The sequence below is a fragment of the Pseudomonas sp. FJ2-5-13 genome, assembly GCF_029201605.1.
GTDB classification, from domain to species: Bacteria; Pseudomonadota; Gammaproteobacteria; order Pseudomonadales; family Pseudomonadaceae; genus Aquipseudomonas; species Aquipseudomonas lactis.
In genome coordinates this window covers 5,332,846-5,358,822 of sequence record NZ_CP104045.1, presented here as the reverse complement: position 1 = coordinate 5,358,822, position 25,977 = coordinate 5,332,846, and the positions used below count along the sequence as shown (strand labels likewise).

General features: G+C 59.1%; 27 protein-coding genes. 11 read left to right on the top strand and 16 right to left on the bottom strand.

Annotation, left to right across the window (positions count from 1 at the left end; genetic code table 11):
- Positions 1-2: 2 nt before the first annotated feature.
- From N2A98_RS23690 to N2A98_RS23660, 7 genes are all read right to left on the bottom strand, one after another.
- The gene (locus N2A98_RS23690) at positions 3-1,877 is read right to left on the bottom strand and encodes a TonB-dependent receptor (protein WP_047711876.1); all 1,875 of its coding nucleotides are present in this window, start codon (positions 1,875-1,877) and stop codon (positions 3-5) included.
- 137 nt (positions 1,878-2,014) lie between these two features.
- Positions 2,015-3,913 carry a 1-deoxy-D-xylulose-5-phosphate synthase gene (gene dxs / locus N2A98_RS23685; protein WP_275622726.1) on the bottom strand — a complete coding sequence of 633 codons (1,899 nt, stop codon included), beginning with the start codon at positions 3,911-3,913 and terminating at the stop codon, positions 2,015-2,017.
- Positions 3,914-4,023: 110 nt separating this feature from the next.
- Positions 4,024-4,911: a (2E,6E)-farnesyl diphosphate synthase gene (ispA, locus tag N2A98_RS23680; protein WP_044269038.1), complete on the bottom strand. Its 888-nt coding sequence runs from the start codon at positions 4,909-4,911 to the stop codon at positions 4,024-4,026.
- Positions 4,908-5,150, bottom strand: a complete 243-nt coding sequence (locus tag N2A98_RS23675) for an exodeoxyribonuclease VII small subunit (protein WP_003194556.1) — start codon at positions 5,148-5,150, stop codon at positions 4,908-4,910. Before N2A98_RS23675 ends, ispA begins: the two co-directional genes overlap by 4 nt.
- 73 nt (positions 5,151-5,223) lie before the next feature.
- Positions 5,224-6,363: a Fic family protein gene (locus tag N2A98_RS23670; protein WP_044269036.1), complete on the bottom strand. Its 1,140-nt coding sequence runs from the start codon at positions 6,361-6,363 to the stop codon at positions 5,224-5,226.
- Positions 6,364-6,510: 147 nt separating this feature from the next.
- Positions 6,511-6,891 carry a MerR family transcriptional regulator gene (locus tag N2A98_RS23665; protein WP_078803910.1) on the bottom strand — a complete coding sequence of 127 codons (381 nt, stop codon included), beginning with the start codon at positions 6,889-6,891 and terminating at the stop codon, positions 6,511-6,513.
- Positions 6,830-7,474 (bottom strand): NAD(P)H-dependent oxidoreductase, encoded by a 645-nt coding sequence (locus tag N2A98_RS23660; protein ID WP_275622725.1) that lies wholly within the window; start codon positions 7,472-7,474, stop codon positions 6,830-6,832. Before N2A98_RS23660 ends, N2A98_RS23665 begins: the two co-directional genes overlap by 62 nt.
- Before the next feature lie 172 nt (positions 7,475-7,646).
- Between N2A98_RS23660 and N2A98_RS23655 the strand changes: the two genes are divergently transcribed.
- The 10 genes from N2A98_RS23655 (at position 7,647) to N2A98_RS23610 (ending at position 15,989) form a co-directional block, all read left to right on the top strand.
- The gene (locus tag N2A98_RS23655) at positions 7,647-8,678 is read left to right on the top strand and encodes a PDDEXK nuclease domain-containing protein (protein ID WP_047711873.1); all 1,032 of its coding nucleotides are present in this window, start codon (positions 7,647-7,649) and stop codon (positions 8,676-8,678) included.
- Between the two features lie 228 nt (positions 8,679-8,906).
- Positions 8,907-9,488, top strand: a complete 582-nt coding sequence (locus N2A98_RS23650; RefSeq protein ID WP_032895109.1) for a YjfI family protein — start codon at positions 8,907-8,909, stop codon at positions 9,486-9,488.
- Between the two features lie 17 nt (positions 9,489-9,505).
- The gene (locus N2A98_RS23645) at positions 9,506-10,204 is read left to right on the top strand and encodes a PspA/IM30 family protein (RefSeq protein WP_057975573.1); all 699 of its coding nucleotides are present in this window, start codon (positions 9,506-9,508) and stop codon (positions 10,202-10,204) included.
- Positions 10,205-10,373: 169 nt separating this feature from the next.
- Entirely contained in the window at positions 10,374-10,934 is a 561-nt protein-coding gene (locus N2A98_RS23640) for a rhomboid family intramembrane serine protease (protein ID WP_044269027.1), read from the top strand.
- A 72-nt stretch (positions 10,935-11,006) separates the two neighbouring features.
- Complete coding sequence (locus N2A98_RS23635; RefSeq protein WP_275622724.1) at positions 11,007-12,041, top strand: ion channel; 1,035 nt, start codon at positions 11,007-11,009, stop codon at positions 12,039-12,041.
- Positions 12,028-12,702, top strand: a complete 675-nt coding sequence (locus N2A98_RS23630; RefSeq protein WP_275622723.1) for a DUF2491 family protein — start codon at positions 12,028-12,030, stop codon at positions 12,700-12,702. Before N2A98_RS23635 ends, N2A98_RS23630 begins: the two co-directional genes overlap by 14 nt.
- Positions 12,703-12,717: 15 nt before the next feature.
- Positions 12,718-13,146 carry a DUF350 domain-containing protein gene (locus tag N2A98_RS23625; RefSeq protein WP_003194539.1) on the top strand — a complete coding sequence of 143 codons (429 nt, stop codon included), beginning with the start codon at positions 12,718-12,720 and terminating at the stop codon, positions 13,144-13,146.
- A gap of 18 nt (positions 13,147-13,164) precedes the next feature.
- Entirely contained in the window at positions 13,165-13,875 is a 711-nt protein-coding gene (locus tag N2A98_RS23620) for a DUF1190 domain-containing protein (RefSeq protein ID WP_275622722.1), read from the top strand.
- A gap of 11 nt (positions 13,876-13,886) precedes the next feature.
- A complete protein-coding gene (locus tag N2A98_RS23615) occupies positions 13,887-15,044 on the top strand; it encodes a glutathionylspermidine synthase family protein (protein ID WP_078803906.1) in 1,158 nt (385 codons plus the stop codon).
- Positions 15,045-15,224: 180 nt separating this feature from the next.
- On the top strand, positions 15,225-15,989 hold the full coding sequence (locus N2A98_RS23610) for a type IV toxin-antitoxin system AbiEi family antitoxin (RefSeq protein ID WP_044269015.1): 765 nt from the start codon (positions 15,225-15,227) through the stop codon (positions 15,987-15,989).
- A gap of 192 nt (positions 15,990-16,181) precedes the next feature.
- Here the strand turns inward: N2A98_RS23610 and ycaC are convergent, their stop codons facing one another.
- The gene (gene ycaC, locus N2A98_RS23605; protein ID WP_069557506.1) at positions 16,182-16,814 is read right to left on the bottom strand and encodes an isochorismate family cysteine hydrolase YcaC; all 633 of its coding nucleotides are present in this window, start codon (positions 16,812-16,814) and stop codon (positions 16,182-16,184) included.
- Between the two features lie 505 nt (positions 16,815-17,319).
- Between ycaC and N2A98_RS23600 the strand changes: the two genes are divergently transcribed.
- Positions 17,320-17,556, top strand: a complete 237-nt coding sequence (locus N2A98_RS23600) for a hypothetical protein (RefSeq protein ID WP_275622721.1) — start codon at positions 17,320-17,322, stop codon at positions 17,554-17,556.
- 64 nt (positions 17,557-17,620) lie between these two features.
- Here N2A98_RS23600 and N2A98_RS23595 read toward each other — a convergent pair whose 3' ends face one another.
- The 8 genes from N2A98_RS23595 to N2A98_RS23560 form a co-directional block, all read right to left on the bottom strand.
- Positions 17,621-18,742 carry a Fic family protein gene (locus N2A98_RS23595; RefSeq protein ID WP_047712259.1) on the bottom strand — a complete coding sequence of 374 codons (1,122 nt, stop codon included), beginning with the start codon at positions 18,740-18,742 and terminating at the stop codon, positions 17,621-17,623.
- 545 nt (positions 18,743-19,287) lie between these two features.
- A complete protein-coding gene (locus N2A98_RS23590; protein WP_044269006.1) occupies positions 19,288-20,058 on the bottom strand; it encodes a S24 family peptidase in 771 nt (256 codons plus the stop codon).
- Between the two features lie 211 nt (positions 20,059-20,269).
- Entirely contained in the window at positions 20,270-20,797 is a 528-nt protein-coding gene (ppa, locus tag N2A98_RS23585) for an inorganic diphosphatase (RefSeq protein ID WP_003176323.1), read from the bottom strand.
- 109 nt (positions 20,798-20,906) lie between these two features.
- The gene (locus N2A98_RS23580; protein ID WP_275622720.1) at positions 20,907-21,722 is read right to left on the bottom strand and encodes a M90 family metallopeptidase; all 816 of its coding nucleotides are present in this window, start codon (positions 21,720-21,722) and stop codon (positions 20,907-20,909) included.
- 6 nt (positions 21,723-21,728) lie between these two features.
- The gene (locus tag N2A98_RS23575) at positions 21,729-22,385 is read right to left on the bottom strand and encodes a DedA family protein (protein WP_003194521.1); all 657 of its coding nucleotides are present in this window, start codon (positions 22,383-22,385) and stop codon (positions 21,729-21,731) included.
- Positions 22,386-23,200: 815 nt separating this feature from the next.
- Positions 23,201-23,659, bottom strand: a complete 459-nt coding sequence (locus N2A98_RS23570; protein WP_078803902.1) for a GNAT family N-acetyltransferase — start codon at positions 23,657-23,659, stop codon at positions 23,201-23,203.
- 89 nt (positions 23,660-23,748) lie between these two features.
- Entirely contained in the window at positions 23,749-24,585 is an 837-nt protein-coding gene (gene eutC / locus N2A98_RS23565; RefSeq protein ID WP_078803901.1) for an ethanolamine ammonia-lyase subunit EutC, read from the bottom strand.
- Complete coding sequence (locus N2A98_RS23560) at positions 24,582-25,976, bottom strand: ethanolamine ammonia-lyase subunit EutB (RefSeq protein WP_003194516.1); 1,395 nt, start codon at positions 25,974-25,976, stop codon at positions 24,582-24,584. The genes eutC and N2A98_RS23560 overlap by 4 nt, the downstream gene beginning before the upstream one ends.
- Between the last annotated feature and the right edge of the window lies 1 nt (position 25,977).

The window sequence follows — 25,977 nt, the reverse complement described above, 5'->3', positions numbered from 1 at the left end:
CCTCAGAACTCAGGTGTCCATGTCAGCCCAACCATCCACACCCGACCTTCTTCACGATAATTCTGAGCCTCGCCGAGGTAGCTGTACTTCGCCCGTGCATAAGACTTATCCAGCACGTTATCCACCTTCAGCGACAACGACACCTCCCGGTTCAACGCCCAACTACTGCGCAGCCCCAACAAGGCATAACCGCCCAGACGGTTGCGGTTGGCTTCATCGTCGTAGCTGCTGCTGATCGCCTGCCAGCTGGCGCCGAGACCGAGCTGATCAAATTGTCGGTCCAGATCCAGGTTCACCGTGCGCCGTGCGCGACGTGCCAGGGTGTGGCCGCTGTCACGGTCACGCGGGTCGATAAGCGACAGGCCCAGGTTGCCCTGCCAGCCAAACAGTTCCTGCTTGAGCGCCGCTTCAAAGCCGTTGATCCGCGCCGCCGCCACGTTTTGCGGCTTGCCAGCGTCAAGGATGATCGCGTCGCTCAGATCAGTGCGATACAGCGAGGCTTCCAGGCGTGCGCTGTCGGTCAGTTGGCTGCGCCATTGTAGTTCGTAGCTCTTTGAGGTCTCAGGCTGCAGATTGGGGTTGCTGTACTGCGTGTCGGGGTAATAGAGGTCATTGAAGGTCGGCGCGCGGAAGCCTTCGCTGTAGCTCAGGAGCAGGTCATTGTCAGGGTTGACCGGCACGGTCAGGGTGCCGCTCCAACTGTTCTGGCCGCCGAACTGCTGGTTCTGGTCGCGGCGCAGGCCCAGCTCGGTGGAAAACCACTGGCTCTTGAAACGGTGCTGCACAAAGGCCGCCCGGTTCCAGCGGCTGTTCTCGGTAAAGGTGGTGGAACCGTGGAAACGGTCTTCGTACCAATCGCCGCCGACGATCAGGCTGTTTTGCTCATCCAGGGTCAGGTCGTTCTGCCAATTGACCGAGTCGCGGTAGGTGTTGAATGCACTGTAATCATCGCTGAGGGTATCGCGCTTGGTGTCGCGGTTTTCACTGTGGCCCAGCTCCAGGCGCGACTGCCAGCTGTCATTGAGCTTGGCATCGACATAGCCGCTGGCGCTGCTCACTGTGTAGTCGGTGTAGGGTTTCTGGCCGAGGCTCTGCCCGGTGGCACCGTCGTAGCGGCCATAACTGTTGTCATACTCCGACTTGCCACGGTTATCCAACAGGTTGAAGCCCGCCTCCAGCTCATCGCTGAACGAATGGCTGAGGTTCAGGCTGATCGACTGATTGCGGTAGGCATCATGGTCGCCATCACTGGGAAACGACGCGTGGCTCGCGTTGATACCGGCAGTTTCATCCAGGCTCGCGCCCAGGTTGAAACGCGTGTGTTCATCGCCGCCCGACAGGCCCAGGCTGCGCTCCCAGGTCTGGTTGCTGCCAAACCCCAGTTTCAAGCGCGGCTGCAAGCCTTGCTCGGCATTGCGCCGGGTGAACACCTGAATCACCCCACCAATCGCATCGCTGCCGTAAATCACCGAACGCGAACCGCGCAGCACTTCCACCCGTTCAATCTGATCGACGTTGAGGTATTGCAAGCCGCTGTCGCCGGAGGTGGTGTTGGCGATGCGTTGGCCGTCCACCAGCACCAGGCTCTGCGCCGACTTGGTGCCGCGAATAAAAATCCCCGGCAAACTGCCACGCCCACCGGTTGGCGCAACTTGCACGCCCGGCACGCGGCTGAGCAGGTCGGTGACGCTGGTGGGTTGCAGGCGGTCGATGTCGGCGCGGGTGAATACAGTGTTGGCGGCGCTGCTGTCGTTACGCGCCTGGACTTGGCGGTTGGCGCTGATAACCACGTCGGAGAGCTTCAGGGCCTGGTCGCGGGTGTCGGCGAGCAGGTCGGCGCAGGGGAGCAGTAGCAGGGCAAGGCACAGGCGTTTCATGGGCTGTCCATAGCATTCGAATGTCATGCAAAACCACTGTGGGAGCTGGCTTGCCTGCGATAGCGGTGTATCTGACACATTGTTAGCGAATGTGCCGCCGTCATCGCAGGCAAGCCAGCTCCCACAGTTTGGGCTGATTACAGATTTAGTAGCGCCAAACGCTCGCGGACAGACGCCTCGATACCCGCCTCATCCAGCCCGCACTCAGCCAGCATCTGCGCCGGCTTGGCGTGTTCGACGTACACATCCGGCAAGCCCAGATGCAGCACCGACTTGAGGATATTCTCCCGCGCCAGGAGCTCGCTGACCGCCGCACCGGCGCCGCCCATGATGGCGTTTTCTTCGACGGTCACCAGCAACTCATGGCTGGCGGCAATTTCGCGTACCAGTGTTTCGTCCAGTGGCTTGACGAACCGCATATCGACCACAGTGGCGTCGATCTTCTCGGCGACTTTCAAGGCTTCGGCCAGTTGCACGCCAAACACCAGGAACGCAGTTTTGCTGCCTTGGCGACGCACAATGCCTTTACCGATTTCAATCGGCTCCAGGTCTTTTTCGATCACGGCGTTGGGGCCAGTGCCGCGCGGGTACCGCACAGCGGCCGGGCCGTTGTACAGGTGGCCGGTGCTGAGCATCTTGCGCAGTTCGTTTTCGTCGCTCGGTGTCATCACCAGCATGCCGGGGATGCAACGCAGGTACGACAGGTCGAAGCTGCCCGCATGTGTCGGGCCGTCTTCGCCCACCAGGCCGGCACGGTCGATGGCGAACAGCACGTCGAGGTTCTGTACCGCTACATCGTGAACCAACTGGTCATAACCGCGTTGCAGGAAGGTGGAGTAGATCGCCACCACCGGTTTGGCGCCTTCGCAGGCCATGCCGGCCGCGAAGGTCACGGCGTGTTGCTCGGCAATCGCCACATCGAAGTAACGCAGCGGGAAACGCTCGCTGAACGCCACCAGGTCGGAGCCTTCCTTCATCGCCGGGGTCACACCCACCAGGCGCGGGTCGGCGGCGGCCATGTCGCACAGCCATTCGCCAAACACCCCGGAATACTTCGGCCCGCTGGCCTTTTTCGGCGCGGCGGCGGGGGCATCGAGGGGTTCGAGTTTGGTGATCGCGTGGTAACCAATCGGGTCGACTTCCGCCGGAGCGAAACCTTTGCCTTTCTTGGTGACGATATGCAGGAACTGCGGGCCCTTGAGGTCGCGCATGTTGCGCAACGTGGCGATCAGGGTGGGCAGGTCGTGGCCGTCGATAGGGCCGATGTAGTTCCAGCCCAGCTCTTCGAACAGCGTGCCGGGGACCAGCATGCCCTTGGCATATTCTTCGGTGCGACGCGCGATTTCCCACGCGCCAGGCAGACGCGACAGCACTTTCTTGCTGCCTTCGCGCATGCTGGCATAGGTACGGCTGGAGAGGATCTTCGCCAGGTAATTGGACAGGCCACCCACGTTGCGCGAAATCGACATGTCGTTGTCGTTGAGGATCACCAACATGTTGGCGTCCACTTCCGGCGCATGGTTCAGCGCTTCGAAGGCCATGCCGGCGGTCAGCGCGCCATCACCAATCACCGCAATCGCCTTGCGCTCACTGCCTTGCAGGCGGGCGGCAATCGCCATGCCCAGCGCTGCGCTGATGGAGGTGCTGGAGTGGCCGACGCCAAAGGTGTCGTACTCGCTCTCGGCACGGCGCGGGAAGGCGGCCAGGCCGTCCTTCTGGCGCAGGCTGGCCATGCGCTCGCGACGGCCGGTGAGGATTTTATGCGGATACGCCTGATGGCCCACGTCCCACACCAGCCGGTCGTCCGGGGTGTCGAACACGTAATGCAAGGCGATGGTCAGCTCGATCACGCCCAGCCCGGCGCCAAAATGCCCACCGGTCTGGCCGACCGTGTAGAGCAATTCCAGGCGCAGCTCATCGGCCAGGGTTTCCAGCTCGGCTTCACCCAGTCGACGCAGGCCGTCCGGCGTGGCAGCACGGTCGAGCAGGGGCGTGGACGGGCGTTTGCGGGGAATCTCTTGAAACGTCGTGGGCATCAGGCGAATCGTTATAGGTATAGAAGAGGCGGCAGTTTACCTCAAGCCGTGCAAACTGCCCACGCAGAGCGCCGAACTTGGCCGATATGCGGCGCAAATGGCCGCGGCTGTCAGTGGCGACGTTCGACGATATACCGCGCCAGGTCACGCAGTGGCTCGGCCGCCGCGTCGAAAGGTCGCAGGGCGTCCAGGGCCTGGTCGCGCAGCTCGATGGCATACGCCTTGGCGGCTTGCAGCCCGAGCAACGCAGGATAAGTCGGCTTGTCCCGTGCGATATCGGCGCCTTGGCGTTTACCGAGGGTGGCGGTGTCACTTTCCACGTCGAGAATATCGTCCTGCACCTGGAAGGCCAGGCCGATCGCGCGGGAATAGGTCTGCAGGGCCGCCAAGTGCTCGGCGTCGGCGCGGCCACTGGCCAAGGCGCCTAGATGCACGGCCGCTTCAATCAGCGCTCCGGTTTTGTGGCGGTGCATGTGCTCGAGGGCTTTTTGATCCAGCTTGAGGCTGACCGAGCCCATGTCGATGGCTTGCCCGCCAACCATGCCGGCCGGGCCTGCGGCGTGGGCCAAGGCGGTGACCATGCGCAGGCGGATCTCGGCGTTGACGCTGCTCAAGCGCGGGTCCAGCAATGCGCTGAACGCCAGGCTCTGCAAGCCGTCACCGGCCAGGATCGCATAGGCTTCATCAAAGGCTTTGTGGGTCGTGGGCTGGCCGCGACGCAAATCGTCGTCGTCCATTGCCGGTAAGTCGTCATGCACCAGGGAATAGGCGTGGATCAGCTCCACCGCGCAGGCGGCACCATTGGCTTCTTCGGCAGGCGCGCCCAGGGCTTCACACGCCGCATAGGCCAGCAACGGCCGCACACGCTTGCCACCATTCATGACGCTGTAGCGCATGGCTTCATAGAGGCGAGTCATTTCCGGGCTTGGCGCAACAAACAAGGGCTCCAGCGCCGCATTCACCCGGGCTTGGCTACTGGCCTGATACGCGCTGATCATTCCGGCTGTTCCGCATCGAAAGGTTCTTCGGCCAACTCGCCGTCACGCTCGAGCAACACCTGGACCTTCTGCTCTGCCTGCGCCAGCGCGCTCTGACAGTCGCGGGTCAGGCCGATGCCTTGCTCAAACGCCGTCAACGAGTCTTCCAGCGACAACTCGCCGTTCTCCAGACGCTCGACCAAAGCTTGCAGGTCGGCGAGGGATTGTTCGAAATCGAGTGCAACTTTTTTGCGGGCCATGGCGGCAATTCCGGTAGACGGTAAACCGGCGCGACACTAGCAGACATGGGGGATTGGGGCAAATGAGTGGGGGTTACTCGTAAGGGGGATTGACGTGATAACGCGTACTGCGGCCACCCCCGGGGAGGCGCACCAGGCAGTTTTTCTCCAGCAGGTCTGCCAGGTGCCGCGTCGCAGTGGCCTTGGACACTTTGGCCACCGCTTGGTAATGCGCGGCGCTGATGCCCTGTTCGAAGCCCCGCTCACCACCCTCGAGCAGGCGATTGAGTACCTTGACTTGCTCGACGCAGAGCGAGACGCCACGGTGCTGCTGCCAGAACCGGCTTTTGGCCAACACCCGGTCTATCCGTGTCATCGCCTGTTGCAGGCTGCGCAACAGGGTTTTAAGAAACCATTCCAGCCAGTCGGTGATATCCAGCGTGGCCTTTTGACTGGACTCCAAGGCGGTGTAGTAACCGGCCCGGTCCTCCAGGATGCTGGCCGACATGGCGTAAAAGCGAATGGCGTGGTGTTCGCCTTGGGCCAAGGCCAAGTCAGTGATAGCGCGTGTCAGGCGACCATTGCCGTCATCGAAAGGATGCAAGGTGATGAACCAGAAGTGCGCAACACCTGCACGAACCAATGGATCCAGTTCAGGTTGATTGCGACTGGTTTCGAACCACTCCAGGAAATCCTCCACAGCGTGCTCCAGGCCGTGACGTGGCGGCGCCTCAAAATGCACGGTTGGCCGATCAAGCCTGCCCGACACCACCTGCATCGGCTCATTGCCCCTCAACGCGCCGACGCTGAGCTCGCGTGTGGCAAAGCCTGCCTCAGGCTCTGGGAACAACAAATGGTGCCAATTCATCAGGCGCGCGAGGGTGAACGGCTGCGCAAATTGCTCGGTGGCATCCATCATCAGATCGGCCAGCCCTTCACTGCGGCGGCTGACCTGGCCGTCCTTCGTGGCTTCCAAACCCATTCGTCGTGCCAGGGAGGAGCGCACCGAACCAACGTTCAACTGCTCACCCTCGATGGCCGAAGAGGTCAGGATATTTTGCAGCAGGGCATCCAATTCATTCTGCGCGCTGACTGCCTGGGTGACAGAACCCAGCATGCCCAGTAGCTTGCCTTGGGCCTGCCCACACTCGCGCAGCAAGGCCGCCAGCCGCCCAGGCTGCCAGTGAAAGTGAGGCCAGTCGGTGTGTTGCCAGATCCAGTTCGGATGATCCATGGATGAGTGCCTGGGTGCGTGAGCCGAATAGAGGGTCTATTCGGCTCATTTTGTGAGCCGATTGTGCTGGGTATTCGGCTCATCGTCTAGGAGGCACCGAGCAATGGGCTTGCAAAAGGCGGCGCTAATTCATACGCAAGGGCTACTTCAAATGGCGACGCTACTGAGTGACGAGCAGTCCCCTTGAGCGCCTTTGAGTTGGGTTTCGAACGCAATCAGCCCAGCCTGCATCCGTCGCAATACGGCGATTTGCGCGGCCAGCGTGCGCTTCTTGTCGGCGATGGCTTGTTCAGCCCGGTCCCAAGGAAGCGCATCACCCTCGTACCCCAGCAAAATCTCCTGCAATTCCTTGAGCTTGAACCCCAGCTGTTGCGCGCACTTTATAAACATCAGCCGCTCGACATTCTGCTCGGTATAAACGCGATAACCGCCCTGACGCGCAGGCGCGGGCATCAGCCCGATCGCCTCATAGTGACGAATCGCCTTGATGGTTGTGCCGGACAATTGCGCGGCTTTGCCGATGTACATGAAAACTCCCTTTTTCAAATAGTGCGCTGGCCTGTTTCAGCCACTTGGCCCGCTGCGTCAGCGTAGAGCCCAGTACCGGCCCCAACAGCAGTGTCTTGCTCGTCGTGATGCCACAGAGCGCCAGTGTGGTACGACGCATCTGGTGGATGGCCGGCATGCGATAAACCCAGCGGTAATACCACGGCGGCGTATCGAGGGTCACTAACAAGTGCGCGGTTCGGCCCTTTAACAGCTTGTCTGGGAATGCCTTGCCTGCGCGGTATTTGAAGGCAAAGCCGGGGAGGAAAACGCGGTCGATAAAGCCCTTCATCAGAGCCGGGACTCCGCCCCACCAGACAGGGAAAACCCACGCCAGGTGCTCGGCCCAAAGGATGTCGGATTGGGCACTGAGCAAGTCGGGTTCCAGTGTCTGAGCCTTGGTATAACCATGATTAAGGGTGGGGTCGAAGCTGAGATCACCCAGGCGCAGGACGCGGACTTCGTGGCCGGCCGTTTTAGCGGCGTGGATATAAGTGTGCGCGAGAGCGGAACAAAAACTATCGGCGGACGGGTGGCCAAGAATGACCAGAATGCGCTGACTCATGGTGATAGGTCCTGAAAAGAGCATTCAGGGTAGGGGTTGCCGTATAGGGGAGAGTCAAGGGCCAGCAGGACCTTTCTGTGAGGTGCGCAGGACCCTTCCTGAAGTGCTCATGAACGCTTGTGACAGTAGTGTGGGCTGGCTAGCCTGCCGAAAACACCAGAGTAAAAAAGGCATGAGCGAAACTTCTATCGGGTTGATCGCGCCTCCTGAGGGCTACGGCGATTGGCTGACAGACCTGAAGGGCCGTATCCATCAGGCGCAACAGCGTGCATCAATTGCCGTTAATCGTGAGCTGGTGCTGCTCTACTGGCAGATCGGGCACGATATTTTGATGCGTCAGCACGCTCAAGGTTGGGGTAGCAAAGTGATCGATCGCCTTGCGCAAGATCTGCGGGCGGCCTTTCCTGACATCAAGGGCTTTTCGCCGCGCAATTTGAAGTACATGCGTGCTTTTGCTGAGGCCTGGCCGGATTCGGAATTTGTGCAACAGGCTGCTGCACAATTGCCTTGGGGCCACAACGTGGTGCTGCTCGATAAGCTTCCCGGCCCCGAAACTCGTCGTTGGTACATCATTCAGGCCGTTAAACATAACTGGTCGCGCAACACACTGGTGATGCACATTGAAAACCGCCTGCTGGAGCGCAGTGGCAAGGCCGTCAGCAACTTCGAAAGCCATCTGCCCAAAGCGCAATCCGACCTGGCGCGCGAATCCCTCAAAGACCCGTACCGCTTTGATTTCCTCAGCCTGGGGCTGAATGCGCAAGAGCGCGAGATCGAAAAAGCCCTGATCAAGCACGTCACTGACTTCTTGTTGGAGTTGGGCGCAGGTTTTGCCTTCGTTGGCCGGCAAGTGCTGCTGAATGTAGGCGGCGATGAGTTCTTCATCGACCTGTTGTTCTATCACCTCAAGCTACGTTGCTATGTGGTGATAGAACTCAAAGCGGGCAAATTCAAACCCGAGCACCTGGGCAAACTGAGCTTCTATCTCGCGGCGGTGGATGCCGAGATAAAGCACCCACAGGATGGCCCGACTATCGGCCTCTTGTTGTGCAAGGGTAAAAATGAAGTGGTGGCTGAATATGCACTGCGCGATAACAACCGACCTATTGGTGTGGCGCAATATCAACTGATGGAGTCTTTGCCAGCCGAACTGCAATCGAGCTTGCCTAGCATCGAGCAAATCGAGCGAGAGTTGGCGGGGTAGGCTGGGTCTTTTCGGTGGCTGAAAAATGTAAGGAAAAATCTCACGCGTGAGCTATTGAGTACCTTGCGGAATGCCTGTAGATTTTCTCACGCGTGAGTTTTTCACAGCGAGGTCAGTACCATGAACAGCAGCTCTCCATCGAGCCCATCAGCAGGGCCCGATACCGATTCAGCAAGCCTCAAGGGAGAGCGCTTGAAGCCGCCCGCAAAAAAGCCGTCGAGCTTTTACATGAAGCAGATGCGTGCGGGGCTGGCGGCGGCCGGTTATGTGAAACACGAGACTTGGGTGCTTCCCGAAAACCGAAGCCTGCTCAAGCAAATGGAGAAACAGCTACGCCAACCGATCCTGGCTGGCTCATTCATGTCGGAGAATTTCATGAGCGCAGGTACCAACTGGAATATCGATCGCCTCTTCAGTGCTCTTCAGGCCCTGGATGACGTGACGTCCAATGACATTACGCTTTCTCTCGTCCAAGGCTCCGAGTCCAGCATCAAGCTTGAGATGAACGACTTTGGTGGCTTGCCGATTTACATCGCGGTGGTGGGCGAGCAAATCATTGTGGATACCGTCCTGGTTGACGCTGAGTCCATCAACGACGTGCCGGCCTTCAACGACGCGGTGCTGCGCAGCCGGGAGATGTTCCCGTTGTCGTCCATCGGCATCGAGTCCATGCCGAACGGGCAGGTGGTCTACAACATGTTCGGTGCACTCAGCTCCGACTCCAGCCTGACCAACATCGTGACCGAGGTGAAAACCCTGGTTGATAACGTGCAGCGCGCCAGCGAAGCCTTCGAACGTTTCTTCATTTAATTATTCGGGAAAATCCAATGACTCAGTCCATCTGGAGCAAATTGTTCACCGCGTTGCGTGGCGGCGCCAGCGAAGTCGGCGAATCGATCGTCGACCAACAGGCCCTGCGCATCCTTGACCAGGAAATTCGCGATGCAGACAGCGCCTTGGCCAACGCCAAGCGTGAGCTGGTGAGCATCATGGCCAAGCACAAACTGGCGGCTGATCGCGTTGGCGAGTACGACGCCAAGATCAAAGACCTGGAATCCAAGGCGATGGCCGCTATCCAGGCCAACCGTGAAGACCTCGCCCTGGAAGTGGCCGAAGCCATTTCGACCCTGACCAACGAGCGGGATGTGGAGCAAAAGCAGACCACCGAGTTCGGTGGGTACGCTGAAAGCATGCGCAAAGACATCACCAAGGCCGAGAGCCGCATCAAAAGCCTGCGCCAGCAAGTGGACATGGCCAAGGCTCGCGACAGCGTGCAAAAAGCACAGGTCAGCGCCTCCATTGCCAGCGGCGGTGCCAACGGCAAGCTGGAAACCGCGGTTGGTACGCTCAATCGCTTGCAGGCCAAACAGCAGCAACGTGCCGCTGAGCTGCAAGCCCAGGATGAACTGGCTGATGCGTCAACGGGCACGGACCTGGAGCGCAAACTGCGCGATGCCGGCATCACGCCGAACGAAGGCAGCGCCAATGCGATTCTGGAGCGTCTGAAGCAAAAGTCGGCTGAGTAATAAAGGCAAGTCCAAGCAGCGCAGACCAAAGTGGGGCTTGCTCGCGAAAGCGGTGGGGCAGTCACTGTCAATGTTGACTGAGCCGACGCCTTCGCGAGCAAGCCCGCTCCCACAAGGGGCGGTGTTTCACTGAGCGGCATTGGGCACTTCTTTTCATGTTGAGGTCAGGATGAACGCCTTGAACGGTTTCAAGACAATCGCAGGCCTGGCCCTCTTCATGGTCGCGCTGCAACTGCTCAATGTGGCGACCGGTTACAGCCTCATGGCGTTCGGGCTGATCCCGAGAACGGTGCAGGGCCTGTTCGGTATCCTCACCTCACCGTTTTTGCATGCCTCCTTCGCCCACCTGAGCGCCAACCTGATTGCTTTTTTGGTCTTGGGCTCTTTGGTCATGATCGAAGGGGTCAGCCGGTTCATTGCCGTCAGTGCCATCGTCATTCTGCTGGGCGGCTTGTTGGTCTGGCTGTTTGGTTTTTCAGGCGTACACGTCGGCGCCAGCGGTTGGGTGTTCGGGCTATGGGCCTACCTGCTCTCTCGCGCCTGGTTCCACAGAAGCTGGGGCAACCTGCTAACAGCCGCTGTCGTCGCTTTGCTATATGGCGGCCTGATCGTGGGCTTCCTCCCCCGGCAGGGCATTTCCTTCGAAGGGCATCTGTTTGGCGCGCTCGCTGGATTTATTGCAGCCAAGGTACTTCTATCCAGGCCGCGCAGCGGGTTTAATGCCGGGTGAACGCACTTGAGCATCCAGAAGCCGAGGCGATGCTGTCGTCAGGATTCAAGTACCCAGGGAGCCAGGGGCTAAATGTCGATTTTCCTTTTGTTACGCATGTACGCCTCGTCGCTCTTTCACCGCTTCGGTTGGGCAGGGCTGATCGTTGCCTTGGGTATGCACCTGAGCACGGCTTACCTGGGCCTTGTGTTGCTGGGCGAACAACACCTCACCGCTCCCGCCACGTTTATCTACTTCTATCTCACCACCACACTTACCGTCGGCTATGGCGACCTCGCACCGCAGACCTCGGCGGGGCGAATTTTCGTGGCGGCCTGGGTCATGCTCGGGGGCATTGCGCTGCTCACGGCAGCCATCGGCAAAACCACCAGCAGTGTTATCGATGCATGGAGAAAAGGCATGAAGGGCAAAGGTGATTTCACCGGCAAGGTCGGCCATACCGTGCTGATCGGCTGGGAGGGCGCGTCCAGCGAGCGGGTGATTGAGTTGTTGCTGCAAGACGAAACCTCCAACGACAACTTGATCGTGATCTGCGATTGCAGCCTTGAAGAAAACCCGATGCCGGGCAAAGCAGCGTTCATCCGCGGCGAGAGCCTGTCTTCCACCGCGCTGTTGCTGCGTGCCGGTGTGCCCGGTGCCGAGCGTGTGCTGGTGCGAACCCCGTCTGATGACCTGACGCTGGCCACCGTGCTGGCGGTGAACCAACTACACCCCGTCGGGCATGTGGTCGCCCACTTCAACGAAAGTGAAATCGCCGCACTCGCCAGCTCCTACGCCCCGCGGCTGGAATGCACGTCCAGCATGGCAATCGAAATGCTGGTGCGCGCCTCTCAGGATCCGGGCTCGTCGGTGGTGATCAATGAATTGCTGTGCGTGGGGCAGGGCGCCACCCAGTACCTGATGAAATTGCCCGATGCCTTTGAGGCAACCTTCGGCGAGCTGTACACGCAGATGAAGGAGCGCCACAACGCCACCCTCATCGGCTATCGCGCCCAAGGTGTTCAGCAGGCGTCGATCAACCCGCCCAGTGCCACACAGGTCAAAGGCGGCGAACTCTTCTACATCGCTTCCACTCGGCTTAAGGAAATCTCCCATGGGATGGCTTAAAAAGTTAATGGGGCTTGAGGCCCCAAAAGCCACTACCGACTCGAACCGGACCGCCAGCCCAAGCCTGCCAGCCACCGGCCCGCTTGGCCTGGCACCGGGCAAGGGGGTGATGTTCGACACCACCCTGAAATTGCTGCTCGATGAAAAAACCAACGTGGTGATCCCCGGTTCCCAGGAAATCTGGAGCAACGGCACCATCGACCTCGGCCAGTCCACCTGGCTGTCGCGCTATTACATGAACGACGAAGATTATTGGTTGCAGGTGCACACCACCGGGCAGGTCGCAGGCCAGGTCGAGTCGGTGATTCTGTTCAACTACCTTAATTACGTCACCCTCAGCAGCGAAGCGGAACTGCGCAGGCTGGCGGGCCCACAGAGCCTGATCGGGCTGCCGACTTACACCCACGACGGCGTCGAGTTCTTCCGTGAGTGGGGCAGCGAGGACGGCCAGACCGAACTGGTGGCGATGAGCGAGCAGGTCACCAGCCCAGAAGCCACCTACAGCGTCGAGCACCGTTCGATGCTATACGCCCGCGACACCGGCCTGACCGACCGTCGAGAGTTCCTGCTGTTCTCCGTCGAAGAAGATGCCGAAGGCACCATCAGCCTGAGCACATCCCTGGGCATTTCGCTGTACACCACCGACCTGACTACGCTCTAAAAAAGGAAGCCGTCCATGCTAGAAGCACTCTCCATCTCCCTTAACAAAGCTGCCGTGCTCGGCTTTGTCCTCTATATCCTGGGGGCTGCGGTACTGTTCGCGCTGTTCCAGTTCATCTACACCCGCATCACCCCGCACAAGGAGTTCGAACTGATCCGTGCGGGCAACACCTCCGCAGCGGTCGCCCTGGGCGGTGCCATCGTCGGTTTCGCCATTCCGGCCAGCAACGTGATTGCCTACTCGATCAACGTTCTCGACTTCATCGTCTGGGCCGTGATCGCCGCCGTCGTCCAGCTGCTGGCGTTCCTGCTGACCAGCCTGGTGCTCAAAGGCACGTCCGAGCGCATCAAGAAGGGCGAACTGGCGGCCGGTATCTACGTGGCCGCGGTGGCCATCAGCGTCGGCATGCTGAATGCCGCGTGCATGACGCCCACCTCGAACTGATTGCCCACGGAGCTCCCGATGAAACGAAGCAAGTACGTCCAGCTGTCGCTGGCAGCGTCGGTCGCCATGGCGATATCCGGCTGTGGCCCAACGGAAAAAACCTACGACCTGCAAAAGAAGTACAACTTCCAATCGGTACAGCAATGCGCCGATGAAAAACTTCCGGTAGACGTCTGCTCGGACGCCTACATGACCGCCATGTCCGAGCATCGCCGCATAGCGCCGGTGTACGACAGCCAGGCCGACTGCGACGCCGACTTTGTTGCCGACTGGTGCCAGCAAGACTCCACCGGCAAGTTCATCCCACGCTTGGGCGGCTTCGAACTGACTGCCGAAGGCCAGGTGACACAATCCCAGGTTGATGCTGCCAATGCGCAAGCGGCCAACGCTCAGGCCAGCGGCGGTGGCTCAGGCTTCTCTACCAGCAGCCTGCTGACCGGCCTGCTGATCGGCAACATGCTGAGCAACAACCGCAACAGCTACCGCTCGGAGCCGGTGTACCGCTATCGCGATGATCGCGGCAATTACGGCAACTCGACGCTCAACCAACGCGTGTCCAATGGCGCGACCTTTGGCCGTTCCAACCAGGCCCGGTACGGCAGCAGCAATTACACCAACACGCTGCGTTCTTCACCTAAATCGAGCTCGGTTTCATCGGCCACCTCCCGGGGCGGCTTCGGCAGCAAAGCCAGCGCACGCAGCGGCTGGGGCGGCGGGTCGAGCAGCTAAGGAAACCGGCCATGAAGAAGATCCAATGCGCAGAGCGTCATGACTGGAAACATACCGCCGAGAGTCTCGGCTTCCTGTTCCATACCATCGACGACGAACCCTACTGGGACGAAAGCGCGTACTACCAGTTCACGCTCAAGCAAATCGAGCACGACCTCGAAGACCCGACCACCGAGCTCCATGACATGTGCATGGACCTCGTCGCCCGCGTGGTCCACAGCGAAGAACTGCTTGAGCGCCTGAGCATCCCCGCGCCCTTCTACGACATGATCCGCACCTCATGGCTCGAAGGCCACCCGCACCTGTACGGGCGCATGGACTTCTCCTACAACGGCAGCGGGCCCGCCAAGTTGCTGGAACTCAACTACGACACCCCCACCAGCCTCTACGAGGCCGCGGCATTTCAGTGGGGCTGGCTGGAACAATGCATCGAACGCGGCCTGCTGCCCAAGCACGCCGACCAGTTCAACAGCATCGACACCAAACTGCACCAGGCCTTCGCGCAACTGCAGGTCAACCAGCCGTTCTACTTCGCCTCGATGAAAGACTCGGTCGAAGACAAAGGCACCACCGACTACCTGCGCCTGGTCGCCGAAAAGGTCGGCATCGAATCGCGCCACATCGACATCGAAGACATCGGCCTGACCAGCGAAGGCCGCTTCGTCGACCTTGAAGATCGCTGGATCCCCCACCTGTTCAAACTGCATGCCTGGGAGTTCATCTTCCACGAACCCTTTGGTGCCGCGATTGCCCAGAGCGACACACAGTTCTTCGAGCCCGCGTGGAAATCCATTATTTCCAACAAAGGCATCCTGCCGCTGCTGTGGGAATTCAACAAAGGCCACCCCAACCTGCTCGCGTCCCACCTGGACACCGATCCAAGTAAAGCCGTGCCAAAAGGCTGGGTGCGCAAACCTTTCTTCTCACGGGAAGGCGCCAACATCGAACTGCAAACCGCCGACGGCCTGACTGTAAAAGAAGACGGCCCCTACACGGATGCGCCCTTCATCCTTCAAGAGTTCGCGCCGCTGCCAAAATTTGGTGACAGCTACACGCTGATCGGCTCTTGGGTAATTGGCGACCAGGCCGCCGGCATCGGTGTGCGCGAGGACAATAGCTTGATCACCAAGGACTCAAGCCGGTTTCTGCCGCACTTGATCCTGGATTAAGGAAGTTGATCGTTCCCACGCTCCGCGTGGTAACGCATCCACTGACGCTCCGCGTCACCGCGCCCTGGTATTGACGTACCCATTCACGGCTGCAATCAAAGCTTCGCAAGAATAGTCATACCCAGCATTCTCGTGGTTTAATATTTTTCATATAAATACCCTTATAGGGTGATATTTATCATGAAAATAAACCATCTTCTCGCTGAATGGCCACCGGGCTCCATTGCCACCCAAGCGTGGCTGCACGAACACGGCGTTGGGCCGAGCCTCATTCAAAAGTATCAGCACACGGGTTGGGTAGAGCGTGTGGGGCATGGTGCGTGGAAACGCAGCGGCGACGATCTTGACTGGCACGGCGGTGTCTTCGCACTGCAACAAGACGCAACGGTGCAGATTTGGCCGGGTGGTGCGACGGCGTTGAGCTTGGCCGGTTACAGCCACTACCTGACCTTCGGAAAGCAGACAGTCGATCTATTCGGCGCATCAGAAGCTCTTCTGCCAGGCTGGTTTCGCAAGCACGAATGGGAGGCCCAGGTAAATTTCTACCGAGGTGCGCTCTTTGCGGGGCTGGAAGATATGGCGTTACAAGTTTTCCAAGTGCCGTACCGCCAATTTGCGCTAAAAATCTCCACCCCGGAGCGTGCGGTGCTTGAGCTTATCCATCAAAGCGACGATGAAATGCTGTTCAGCGGTGTGGCCGATGTATTGAGCGGTCTGGCCACACTCAGCCCCAAACGCCTGCAAAAACTGCTTGAAGCGTGCAACTCGATCCGCGTCAAACGTGTGTTCCTGTTGCTGGCACGTAACGCGAACCATGCGTGGTATAGGCGAATAGATCGTTCCAGCATCGACATGGGTAAGGGCAAGCGGCAAATCATCCGGGGCGGTCGACTCGATAAAGAGTTCCTCATTACCGTTCCGGAGCGTTTTGCCAATGCCACTTGATCCACGTTATGCCGCTCAGGCTTGTTTACCTGCCGTGCGATGGAAGCTGCATACCATCAGGTAGATAGCTGTTGCTAAGCGGATAGGCGCTCTGACCAAATTCAAGGCGGTGGTTGGGCAATTGCTGGCCGGGTAAGCCGTGGAATGAAAAAGCCTGCTTTTCAAAGCAGGCTTGTCATACAGCGTGGTGACTTACTTAGATTGGGCAGTCAGCGCCGCATACCCATTCATCAAATTGCGATAGTTAGGAATCCGCTGGGACAACAGATTCCCCAGCCCTTCGATGTCGTTGCGCCAGTCGCGGTGCAACTCACACGCCACCGAGAACCAGTTCATCAACTGTGCACCGGCCTGCGTCATCCGGCTCCACGCCGCTTGCTGCACGGTGGTATTGAACGTGCCCGATGCATCCGTCACCACAAACACCTCAAACCCTTCCGCCAGCGCCGACAGCGTCGGGAACGCCACACACACATCCGTTACTACACCGGCAATGATGATCTGCTTACGCCCGGTGGCCTTGATCGCTTTGACGAAATCCTCGTTGTCCCAGGCATTGATCTGACCGGGGCGAGCGATATACGGCGCGTCCGGGAACATCTCCTTCAGCTCCGGCACCAGCGGGCCGTTAGGGCCTTGCTCGAAACTGGTGGTGAGGATGGTCGGCAAGTTGAAGAACTTGGCCAGGTCAGCCAGGGCCAGCACGTTGTTCTTGAACTCGTTGGGGGAGAAGTCCTGCACCAGGGAGATCAGGCCGGTCTGGTGGTCGACCAGCAGAACAATGGCGTCGTCTTTGTTCAAGCGGTTGTAGGTTGCAGTGCTCATGGTTGAATCCTTTTTTGTTTAGGTTGGTTGGGCGTTGCGTTCAACATGGGCACAGATTAATGGGTGGGTGACGAGGGATAAATCGGGTGGGAGGCGTCTTACTGTCAACTTAAAGTGGACAATGGTTGGCGCCCGATTTCAGGCCTCCGGGTTGCTGTGCAGAACAGGAGTGAATTGCCTGATTTTGAGTAGCCAGCAGGTCCGATCCCTTTCATTTGCAGGACGTTTCCTAGAGAATCCCAACCGCTTGCGCCAGTGGAATTGGGTGACTAGGCTGCTGACCGTCACTGCTAATTCAGTGATCGGGTTTAGTCGCCCGGATTCGATTGGCGCATAAGCAACTCATGAGTCAGGCACCCCATCGCCTGCATCTTATGGTGGCTGTGCGCAGGGCACCTTCGGGTGCGCCGGGTTCCAATCGACCGGTCGACTAACCTGCGTACAGCTGCCACCTTTCGTTTAGTCGCGTAAATGGCAGCTTCAAATTATCGATTGGAGTTTTGCTATGGATAACGTTGTTTCAGATTCGCCGTCGTCAGGTGCAACCAACCCATTCACGGTCAATGAAGAACTGAGCTTCGAGGATGCCTGGGTGCAGGTGGCTGAGCTGCTGCATTGTGCGCTGGCTACATCGCAGGTGATCGGCGAGTCAGTGGCTGCGCCACAGAGGGCGGTAATGCATTTGGTGGAGATGGCGAAGATGGTGGCGGATAGGGCTGTGGAGTGTTTGCAGGCTAGGTGATACAACGTCGCCTGTTCGGTTGTTATCGTCCAGGCGACTCATTCACGATTTCATTAATTTCGGCTCAGAAATAGGGCTTGAATTCGTTGCTGTCGCGAATCAGCAACTGCATCAGCTTTGGATGAATGAACAGTTTTTCCTTTCCGACCTGAACCTCTTGCAGAACATCAATGGAGACCAGCTCTTTGAGGTGGCGAGAAGCAGCCTGGCGCTGAGCGATCTGCTTGTCGACGACGTTGCTAATACGGCAATAGGGCTGCTCAAAAATCACGTCCACCAATTCGCGTGAATAGGTTTTCGGCAGACGCTCGCGAACAAATTGGCTGGTGTGTTCGGACAGGCTGCGAATGGCGGCAATTTTGGCGCTGGTCCAGCGAGCGGTTTCTTCCACGGCAGTGAGCATGTACAGCAGCCAGGGCTCCCAGGCCTGTTCGCGTGTGACATCAAGCAGTAGTCGATAATAATCGGCTCTATGCGCAATGATGAAATGACTAAGGTAGAGAATCGGTAGATTCAACAGACCTTCCTGGATCAGATACAGGGTGTTTAGCACACGCCCGGTACGACCATTGCCATCTGTGAATGGATGAATAGCCTCGAACTGATAGTGCCCGACAGCCATGCGAACCAGCGGGTCGAGGTCTGTCTCGTTGTGTAGAAAACGTTCCCAGTTGGCGAGCAAGTCGCGTAAGCGATCTTCGCCCTCTGGTGGGGTATAGATGATTTCTCCGGTCCGATCATTGGCTAGCTGGACGCCTGGCACTCGACGGATGTCCATGTCTACACCCTTGAGCGTTCGACAGATCTCTACTGCTGTGCCGGTAGAGAGTGGACGTTCAGCCAGAGACTGGAAACCGTTATGTAGAGCCTTGCGGTACCGGAGGGCTTCTTTGGTCGCGGGATCTGCATGATTGGTGCCATCCTGGGCATGCTGAAAGAGTAAATCTGTAGTAGTGACAATACTTTCGATCTCGGAGCTGTCCTTGGCTTCCAGCAGCGGGATCGTATTGATCAGCATCGTTTGGTTAGGAATCAGCTCGGCTGCTTGTTTCAATTCGGCCAAGGCTGCTCGAGCTTCGATGCAGCGTTTGAGGACCGCTCGGGTTTCCAGTTCTGCCTTTGGCGGCAAGGGTGGAAGCTGGTTATAGGGTCTATCCGCCTGCCAAGGCCGCTGGGGGTTAGTCATGGGCGCACGCTCACTAGGACGTCCAATTAAAGGTAAGGCCGCTTTTATAAGCGCCCTTGTCATGTCGCTAGTGTAAGCCCGCGTGCATAACGTGTCGTTTTTTTTGTATTTTTGCGACATATTTTATCCTCGTGTCGCTGTTGGCGACATGTTGGATATCGATCAGGTCGCTGACTATTTGGGTGAAGCAATGAAGAAGGGGTAATACACCTAGATTGCGTCGAGTCATTTTGATATTGCTGGAGCCCACTGGCCTTTGAATGGCTGCCTACTGCACCAGAGACATGTTCAGGGGGGGCAGAGTGGATCTTTAAGGCTACGTGATTGATGTTTAAGGGGGGCATTAAAAAGCCGGCTTGTGGCCGGCTTCTCGGGGACTGCCTCAGCTTGTTTTTGACAAACCTCACCAGCCTTCAAATCGCTCAGCCCACATGGCGTCTGGCTGAATAGTAGGGGCATCCGCGGGAACTCCTCCGCTTCGCCGGCAGGGAATCAGCTAAAAGCGACCCCTGCCAAATGTGCGGCGCATGATACCCACATTCACTTCAGTTGCCCACCTCCGGTTCCGATTTAGAGCCTTCCCAGCCCAGTAGGTGTTCATCCAGGGGGACCGGTGGGCGGCGGTTGTTGAGGGTGGACCACCAGAATACCCAGCCGACGATCTTGAAGCTCTGCTCGAAGCGTTCTTCGTGGTTGAGGTATTCGTCCGGGTGTTCGCTGGCGTTGTGGCTGCGCATGCGCAGGCCGCCGCCAGGGCGGTTGTAGAGGTATTTGATGCGCAGCATACCGTCGTGTTCGACGGCGTAGATTTCACCGTCGATGATTTGGGTGCGGCCTCGGTCGATGGCGAGGGTAGCGCCTTGTTGGATGATGTCGATCATGCTGTTGTCGACCATGTAGGCGCCTATCGCGCGGTCAGGGTTGACGTTGAGTGTTTCCAGGCTGTGCAGGTTAACGCGGATGCGTTCGGTTGAGGTGAAGGTGGGGTGGAGAGGGATCTCCACGTCGGTTTTTTCCGGGCGGCAGGCGGGGCCTGTGAGGTATTTGCCTGTGTCTTCGCGGGCGGTTGCAATCCTTGCGGTGGGGCCTTCCAACAGGTAGTTGGCGGGCGGGTGTTTGGGGCCTTTGCCGTCGCTTAACCAGCGGCTTGAGACGCACAGCAACTCTGCGATCTCGTTGAGTCGGCCCATGGGGACGCCGCGTTTGAACCAATTGTTCACGTGCTGAGGCGTGACGCCGCGGTTCTTGGCGAAGTCGGAGGCGGAAAGATGAACTTCCCGTAGTAGCGCTTTTAAACGATCACCTGATGTATTCATAAACGCAGAGTTTACTGGCCGGAAAGTCTAATCAAATAAACCATGCGTTGATTTGCGGTTGTAGGATTTGGCTTAGTTGTGGCTGGATCTTTCAGGTGTGCAACTTAGTTAAACGCTGCAAATAAACATTGAACTTGATGTTTAATTCGGCCCATAAAAAAGCCCCGAATTAACGGGGCTTTTTAATTGCTGTGGCAATGAGGCGCGGGTATCAGCCTTTGTAGGCGGCAACCGACTTCATGATCTCGGCGCGGGCAGCGTCTGCGTTGCCCCAACCGTCGATCTTCACCCACTTGCCTTTTTCGAGGTCTTTGTAGTTCTCGAAGAAGTGCTTGATCTGTTCCAGCAGCAGTGGCGGCAGGTCGGTGTATTCCTTCACGTCCACGTACAGCTGGGACAGCTTGTCGTGTGGTACTGCGATGACTTTGGCATCGCCGCCGCCGTCGTCGGTCATGTTCAGGATGCCGACTGGGCGTGCGCGGATAACCGAGCCTGGGGTGACCGGGTAAGGGGTCACGACCAGCACGTCGAGGGGGTCACCGTCGTCAGCCAGGGTGTTGGGGATGAAACCGTAGTTGGCCGGGTAGAACATCGGGGTGGCCATGAAACGGTCAACGAACAGGCAGTCGCTGTCTTTGTCGATTTCGTATTTGATCGGCGCGTGGTTGGCCGGAATTTCGATGGCGACGTAGATGTCGTTCGGCAGGTCTTTGCCAGCCGGAATCTTGCTGTAGCTCATTGGGCGTTGCCCCCGTTAGTTGGCCATATGACATGGCCGGATTGGCCTAAAAGTGGCGGCGATTATAGGCATATTCTGACGCCGATGCCATGCGCCAAGCGTCGTACGGTCATTCGCCCTGTGGCGAGTAGCGCGGGTCGCTGGCTTGCAGTTGGGCTAGGCGGGCCAGGGGATCCTGGCGATAAAAGCGGCTGAGTTGGGCGTACACCTGTGGATAACTATTGAGCAGTAAATCCGGGGCGCTGAAGAAATATTCACTGGTGACGGCGAAGAACTCCGCCGGGTTTTCCGCAGCGTAAGGGTCTATCTCGGTCTCGGCGTCCGGGTTGGCGTCCAACTGGCGGTTGAGGTCATCGAAGGCGCCTTGCATGACGCTGGCCCAGTCTTGCACGCGCATGTCGTGGTGCAGGGGCGGCAGGCCGTTGGCGTCGCCGTTGAGCATGTCCAGTTTGTGCGCCAGTTCGTGGATGACCAGGTTGTAGCCTTCCCATTGGCCGCTGGCGAGCACGCCGGGCCAGGCGAGGATCACCGGGCCTTGTTGCCAGGCTTCGCCGCTGTGTTCGCCGTCCCACTCGTGTTCGACGCCGCTGGCATCGCGATGGCGTTGTGGGCTGAGGAAGTCGTCGGGGTACAGCACGATTTCATGGAAGCCCTGGTACCAGTCGAGGTCGCCCAGGTTCATCAGCGGCAGTTGCGCCTGGGCGGCGAGCAGCAGGCGTTGTTCCTGGTGCAGTTCGACGCCGGGCAGGGCGGTGAGGTGTTTTTCACTGAGGAACACCACGCAGGATTCGCGCAGCCACTGGTCTTGCTCTGGCGTGATGCCGTCGAGGAAGGTCAGATGGTGGCGCACCCGTTGCCAGGTGTCATCGGCAATCGGGTGCTTGGCCAGCAGGCGCCGGCGACGCCAGGCGCTGAAGGACCACACGGGCGGTCAGTGCGGGTTGGCTTCGGAGGACGTGCGGCCAAAGCGGCTGCGCACCACGCCAATAATCATTGGCACCAGGGACAGCAGGATGATGAACACCACCAGCAGCGACAGGTTCTTCTTGATAAAAGGCACGTTGCCGAAGAAGTAACCCAAGGTCACCAGGCCGCCGACCCACAGGATGGTGCCCAGTACGCTGAAGCCGAAGAAGCGCGGGTACGGCATCTTGGCCACGCCCGCGACGAACGGCGCGAAGGTACGCAGGATCGGCAGGAAGCGCGCCAGGGTCACGGTCTTGCCGCCGTGCTTGTCGTAGAAGTCGTGGGTTTTTTGCAGGTAGTCGCGGCGGAAAATTTTCGAGTTCGGGTTGCTGAACAAGCGCTCGCCCGCCGTTCGTCCGATCACATAGTTGGTGCTGTCGCCGAGGATGGCCGCCAGCATCAGCAGGCCGGCCAGCAAGACTGGGTCCATACCGCCGCCGGCTGCTACGGCTCCGGCGATGAACAGCAAGGAGTCGCCCGGCAGGAAGGGCATGACCACCAGGCCGGTTTCGCAAAAAATCACCAGGAACAGAATGGCGTAGATCCACGGACCGTAATTGGTTACCAGCATGTCGAGGTAGACGTCGAGATGCAGGATAAGGTCGAGCGGGTTGAAATCCATGGATGGCACCTGTGTGAATAGCCCGACTCAGCGGGCTTGTGCGGAAGCTCAGGCAATAAGGCTACAAGTAATTGTCGCGGTTCTTACAACCCTGAAAGGTCGGCATTATACGGATTGAGAGGTGAAAAGCGTGTGGCTTTTGTAGCGGGGAGTGTCGCGAAATTGTGAAGGGGTTGGGCTTCGCCTGAGTCGCCGGATCAAGTATGGGAGCTGGCTTGCCTGCGATGGCCATAGGTATCTACACAACACTATAACGCTCAACGGTAACCACGATGCGAAGCGAGTCGCTCTTGATCTGCTTTTGATCTTGATCTTAGGCGCCCCGTTAAACCACGCTGGCCGGAATTCGACAGGGATTTGGGGGGTAAACCGGCAGGGATGCCGGTTTAGCCGCCCCGCGCCATGGATGGCGCGTGGCGGCGGCCCCCCAAATCACTGGCGGATTACGGGCACACCGAGCCTAAGCGAGGTGCCGAGTGGTGGGGCAAGAGCGTTTTGCTTACTTTTGCGCTTTTCAAAAGTGAGCCGCTGTCAGAGCGGAACCCTAAGTGGCCATTACCGCAGGAATGGATATGTACACAATCCAACTGTGTTGACTGTCAGGCCGTCTTCGCAGGCAAGCCAGCTCCCACATTTGGACTGCGTCGCGTCAGGTAGATAAGCGTCGGCTGTCAGGCCGTCACGGGAGCAAGCTCCCTCGCCACAGGGTCAGGTAGATACCTAGGCTGCGATAGCCGATACAGTATGGCTGACCCTCCGCCATCGCAGGCAAGCCAGCTCCCACAAGGATATTGCGGTGTTTGGCTTACCGGTTTTCAGTCTTCGCTGATCGGCAACACGTAGTTTTTAAATTCGGTGTCTTCGCGAAACCCAATCGACTCGTAGGTCTTCTGCGCCACGTCGTTATCGCTGCTGGTCGATACCCGCAACCGCACCGCGTGGGTGTCCTTGGCCATTTTCTTGGCCGTGCGCATCAGGTTGTCAGCCACCAGTTGCCGGCGCGCATCCTCGGCCACATAGATGTCGTTGAGGATCCACACCCGCTTGAGCGACAGCGAGGAAAAACTCGGGTACAGCTGGCAAAACCCCAGCAGCCGCTTGTCGTCATCGTCGGCGAGGGCCAGGTAGATCACCGACTCCTTGCGCCGCAGGCGCTTTTCCAAAAAGGCCCGTGACGAGTCCGGGAACGGCAAGGCCCCGTAGAACTCGCGGTATTTGACGAACAACGGGGTCAACAGGTCCAGGTGTTCCAGGGTCGCTTGAGTAATCCGCATGCCAGGCCTCAACTTCCAAATGGGGTATGACCACACGAGCGGCCGTGACTCGATGCTGCCTAATGACGCCAAAAAGCGCAATCGTGCCGCTATCGGTCATCCGCCGGGCTGAGCAGGAAATTGCCCTTCATCAGGTCCGGGTCGTCGGATTCGAGGGTCTGAACCTGCGCCTCATCCTTGAGATTGACCCCCGACAACTGCCGGCGACACGCCTCTCGCATCAAGTACAGCAGGCGATGGGCCGCCATGCCGTAGCTCAAGCCTTCGAGCCGCACATTGGAGATGCAGTTGCGATAGGCATCGGTGAGGCCGACCTTGGGGTTGTAGGTGAAATACAGGCCCAGGCTGTCCGGCGAGCTGAGCCCTGGGCGTTCGCCGATGAGGATCACCACCATCTTGGCACCGAGTAGTTGGCCGATCTCGTCTGCCACCGCCACGCGGCCTTGCTCCACCAGGATCACCGGTGACAAGGACCAGCCTTCGGCGTGGGTCTGTTCTTCCAGGCGCGCCAGAAACGGCGCGGTGTGTTTATGCACTGCCAGTGCCGACAGGCCATCGGCCACCACGATTGCCAAGTCCACACCACCGGGCTGGGCCAGGGCGTAGTCGCGCAGCGTTTGCGCCGACTCATCGCTCAGGCGTCGCCCAAGGTCCGGGCGTTGCAGGTAGATGTGCCGGTCCGTGGCGGCGCTGTGCAACAACAGGCTGTCTCGGCCACGTTCGGCCAATTGGCGGCTGAGGCCGGTGTGATCGAAGGGCAGGTGCACCGCGTCCCGCGCCTGGGCGTGGGCAAACTGGAAGTCCAGTTGGGCGCTGGTGGGAAGGCTGGTACCGGTGCGGCCCAGGGCAATACGCGCCGGGGTGAGGCGGCGCAGTTCCAGCCACGGGTTGTCAGGCAATTCTGGTTGCACAGTCGGCTCCTTCATCCCAATTGCGCCAAGGCGTGGCGGAAGGCCGGTGGCAGGCTGTTGCCGAAGTGCACCTTGCCATCAGCCTGCGTGAAGATGCCCATTTTCGCCAGCCACTGCTCGAACTCCGGCGCCGGTTTTAAACCCAATGTTTGCCGGGCGTACAGGGCGTCGTGGAACGAGGTGGTCTGGTAGTTGAGCATGATGTCATCGGAACCGGGGATGCCCATGATGAAGTTGATGCCCGCCACGCCGAGCAGGGTCAGCAGGGTGTCCATGTCGTCCTGGTCGGCTTCGGCGTGGTTGGTGTAGCAGATGTCGCACCCCATGGGCACGCCGAGCAGCTTGCCGCAGAAGTGGTCTTCAAGGCCCGCGCGGATAATCTGCTTGCCGTTGTACAGGTACTCCGGGCCGATAAAGCCGACCACGGTGTTCACCAGAAACGGCTTGAAGTGCCGGGCCACGGCGTAGGCTCGGGTTTCACAGGTTTGCTGGTCGACGCCAAAGTGCGCATTGGCCGACAAGGCGCTGCCCTGGCCGGTTTCGAAATACATCAGGTTCTGGCCCAGGGTGCCGCGCTTGAGGCTCAAGCCCGCGTCATAACCTTCCTGCAGCACGTTCAGGTTGATCCCGAAACTGGCATTGGCCGCTTCGGTGCCGGCAATCGACTGAAACACCAGGTCCAGCGGTACGCCGCGGTTGATCGCTTCGATGGAGGTGGTGACGTGGGTCAGCACGCAGGCCTGGGTGGGGATTTCGTAGCGCTGGATGATCGCGTCGAGCATCTCCAGCATGGCGCAGATCGAGGCGATGCTGTCGGTGGCCGGGTTGATGCCGATCATGGCGTCGCCGTTGCCGTACAGCAGGCCGTCGAGAATGCTCGCGGCGATGCCGGCGGGTTCGTCGGTAGGGTGGTTGGGCTGCAAGCGCGTGGACAAGCGCCCGCGCAGGCCCAGGGTGCCGCGAAACTGGGTGACTACGCGGATCTTCTGCGCCACCAGCACCAGGTCTTGCACGCGCATGATCTTGGACACCGCCGCGGCCATTTCTGGTGTCAGCCCCGGCGCCAATGCGCGTAGGGCCTGTTCATCGGCCGCGTCGCTGAGCAGCCAGTCGCGCAGGCCGCCGACGGTGAGGTGGCTGACCGCTGCAAACGCCTGTTTATCGTGGGTGTCGATGATCAGCCGGGTGACTTCATCGCTTTCATAAGGAATCAATGCTTCCTGCAGGAAGTGCTTGAGCGGGATATTTGCCAGCGCCATCTGCGCCGCCACACGCTCACCGTCATTCTGCGCGGCGACACCGGCGAGGAAGTCCCCGGAGCGTGCGGGGCTGGCCTTGGCCATCACGTCCTTGAGGCTGTCGAAGCGGTAGGTTTGAGCACCTACCGCGTGGGAAAAGCTTGCCATA

Coding starts and splice junctions, on each gene's coding strand:
- N2A98_RS23615 (WP_078803906.1), top strand. CDS start 13,887: ATGAAGAAGATCCAATGCGCAGAGCGTCATGACTGGAAACATACCGCC.
- eutC (WP_078803901.1), bottom strand. CDS start 24,585: ATGAAGGAGCCGACTGTGCAACCAGAATTGCCTGACAACCCGTGGCTG.
- N2A98_RS23650 (WP_032895109.1), top strand. CDS start 8,907: ATGAAGCAGATGCGTGCGGGGCTGGCGGCGGCCGGTTATGTGAAACAC.
- N2A98_RS23570 (WP_078803902.1), bottom strand. CDS start 23,659: ATGCGGATTACTCAAGCGACCCTGGAACACCTGGACCTGTTGACCCCG.
- N2A98_RS23630 (WP_275622723.1), top strand. CDS start 12,028: ATGGGATGGCTTAAAAAGTTAATGGGGCTTGAGGCCCCAAAAGCCACT.
- N2A98_RS23640 (WP_044269027.1), top strand. CDS start 10,374: ATGAACGCCTTGAACGGTTTCAAGACAATCGCAGGCCTGGCCCTCTTC.
- N2A98_RS23655 (WP_047711873.1), top strand. CDS start 7,647: ATGAGCGAAACTTCTATCGGGTTGATCGCGCCTCCTGAGGGCTACGGC.
- N2A98_RS23690 (WP_047711876.1), bottom strand. CDS start 1,877: ATGAAACGCCTGTGCCTTGCCCTGCTACTGCTCCCCTGCGCCGACCTG.
- ycaC (WP_069557506.1), bottom strand. CDS start 16,814: ATGAGCACTGCAACCTACAACCGCTTGAACAAAGACGACGCCATTGTT.
- N2A98_RS23560 (WP_003194516.1), bottom strand. CDS start 25,976: ATGGCAAGCTTTTCCCACGCGGTAGGTGCTCAAACCTACCGCTTCGAC.
- ispA (WP_044269038.1), bottom strand. CDS start 4,911: ATGATCAGCGCGTATCAGGCCAGTAGCCAAGCCCGGGTGAATGCGGCG.
- N2A98_RS23595 (WP_047712259.1), bottom strand. CDS start 18,742: ATGACTAACCCCCAGCGGCCTTGGCAGGCGGATAGACCCTATAACCAG.
- dxs (WP_275622726.1), bottom strand. CDS start 3,913: ATGCCCACGACGTTTCAAGAGATTCCCCGCAAACGCCCGTCCACGCCC.
- N2A98_RS23670 (WP_044269036.1), bottom strand. CDS start 6,363: ATGGATCATCCGAACTGGATCTGGCAACACACCGACTGGCCTCACTTT.
- N2A98_RS23660 (WP_275622725.1), bottom strand. CDS start 7,474: ATGAGTCAGCGCATTCTGGTCATTCTTGGCCACCCGTCCGCCGATAGT.
- N2A98_RS23575 (WP_003194521.1), bottom strand. CDS start 22,385: ATGGATTTCAACCCGCTCGACCTTATCCTGCATCTCGACGTCTACCTC.
- N2A98_RS23645 (WP_057975573.1), top strand. CDS start 9,506: ATGACTCAGTCCATCTGGAGCAAATTGTTCACCGCGTTGCGTGGCGGC.
- N2A98_RS23610 (WP_044269015.1), top strand. CDS start 15,225: ATGAAAATAAACCATCTTCTCGCTGAATGGCCACCGGGCTCCATTGCC.
- ppa (WP_003176323.1), bottom strand. CDS start 20,797: ATGAGCTACAGCAAGATTCCGGCTGGCAAAGACCTGCCGAACGACATC.
- N2A98_RS23635 (WP_275622724.1), top strand. CDS start 11,007: ATGTCGATTTTCCTTTTGTTACGCATGTACGCCTCGTCGCTCTTTCAC.
- N2A98_RS23625 (WP_003194539.1), top strand. CDS start 12,718: ATGCTAGAAGCACTCTCCATCTCCCTTAACAAAGCTGCCGTGCTCGGC.
- N2A98_RS23590 (WP_044269006.1), bottom strand. CDS start 20,058: ATGAATACATCAGGTGATCGTTTAAAAGCGCTACTACGGGAAGTTCAT.
- N2A98_RS23600 (WP_275622721.1), top strand. CDS start 17,320: ATGGATAACGTTGTTTCAGATTCGCCGTCGTCAGGTGCAACCAACCCA.
- N2A98_RS23665 (WP_078803910.1), bottom strand. CDS start 6,891: ATGTACATCGGCAAAGCCGCGCAATTGTCCGGCACAACCATCAAGGCG.
- N2A98_RS23675 (WP_003194556.1), bottom strand. CDS start 5,150: ATGGCCCGCAAAAAAGTTGCACTCGATTTCGAACAATCCCTCGCCGAC.
- N2A98_RS23620 (WP_275622722.1), top strand. CDS start 13,165: ATGAAACGAAGCAAGTACGTCCAGCTGTCGCTGGCAGCGTCGGTCGCC.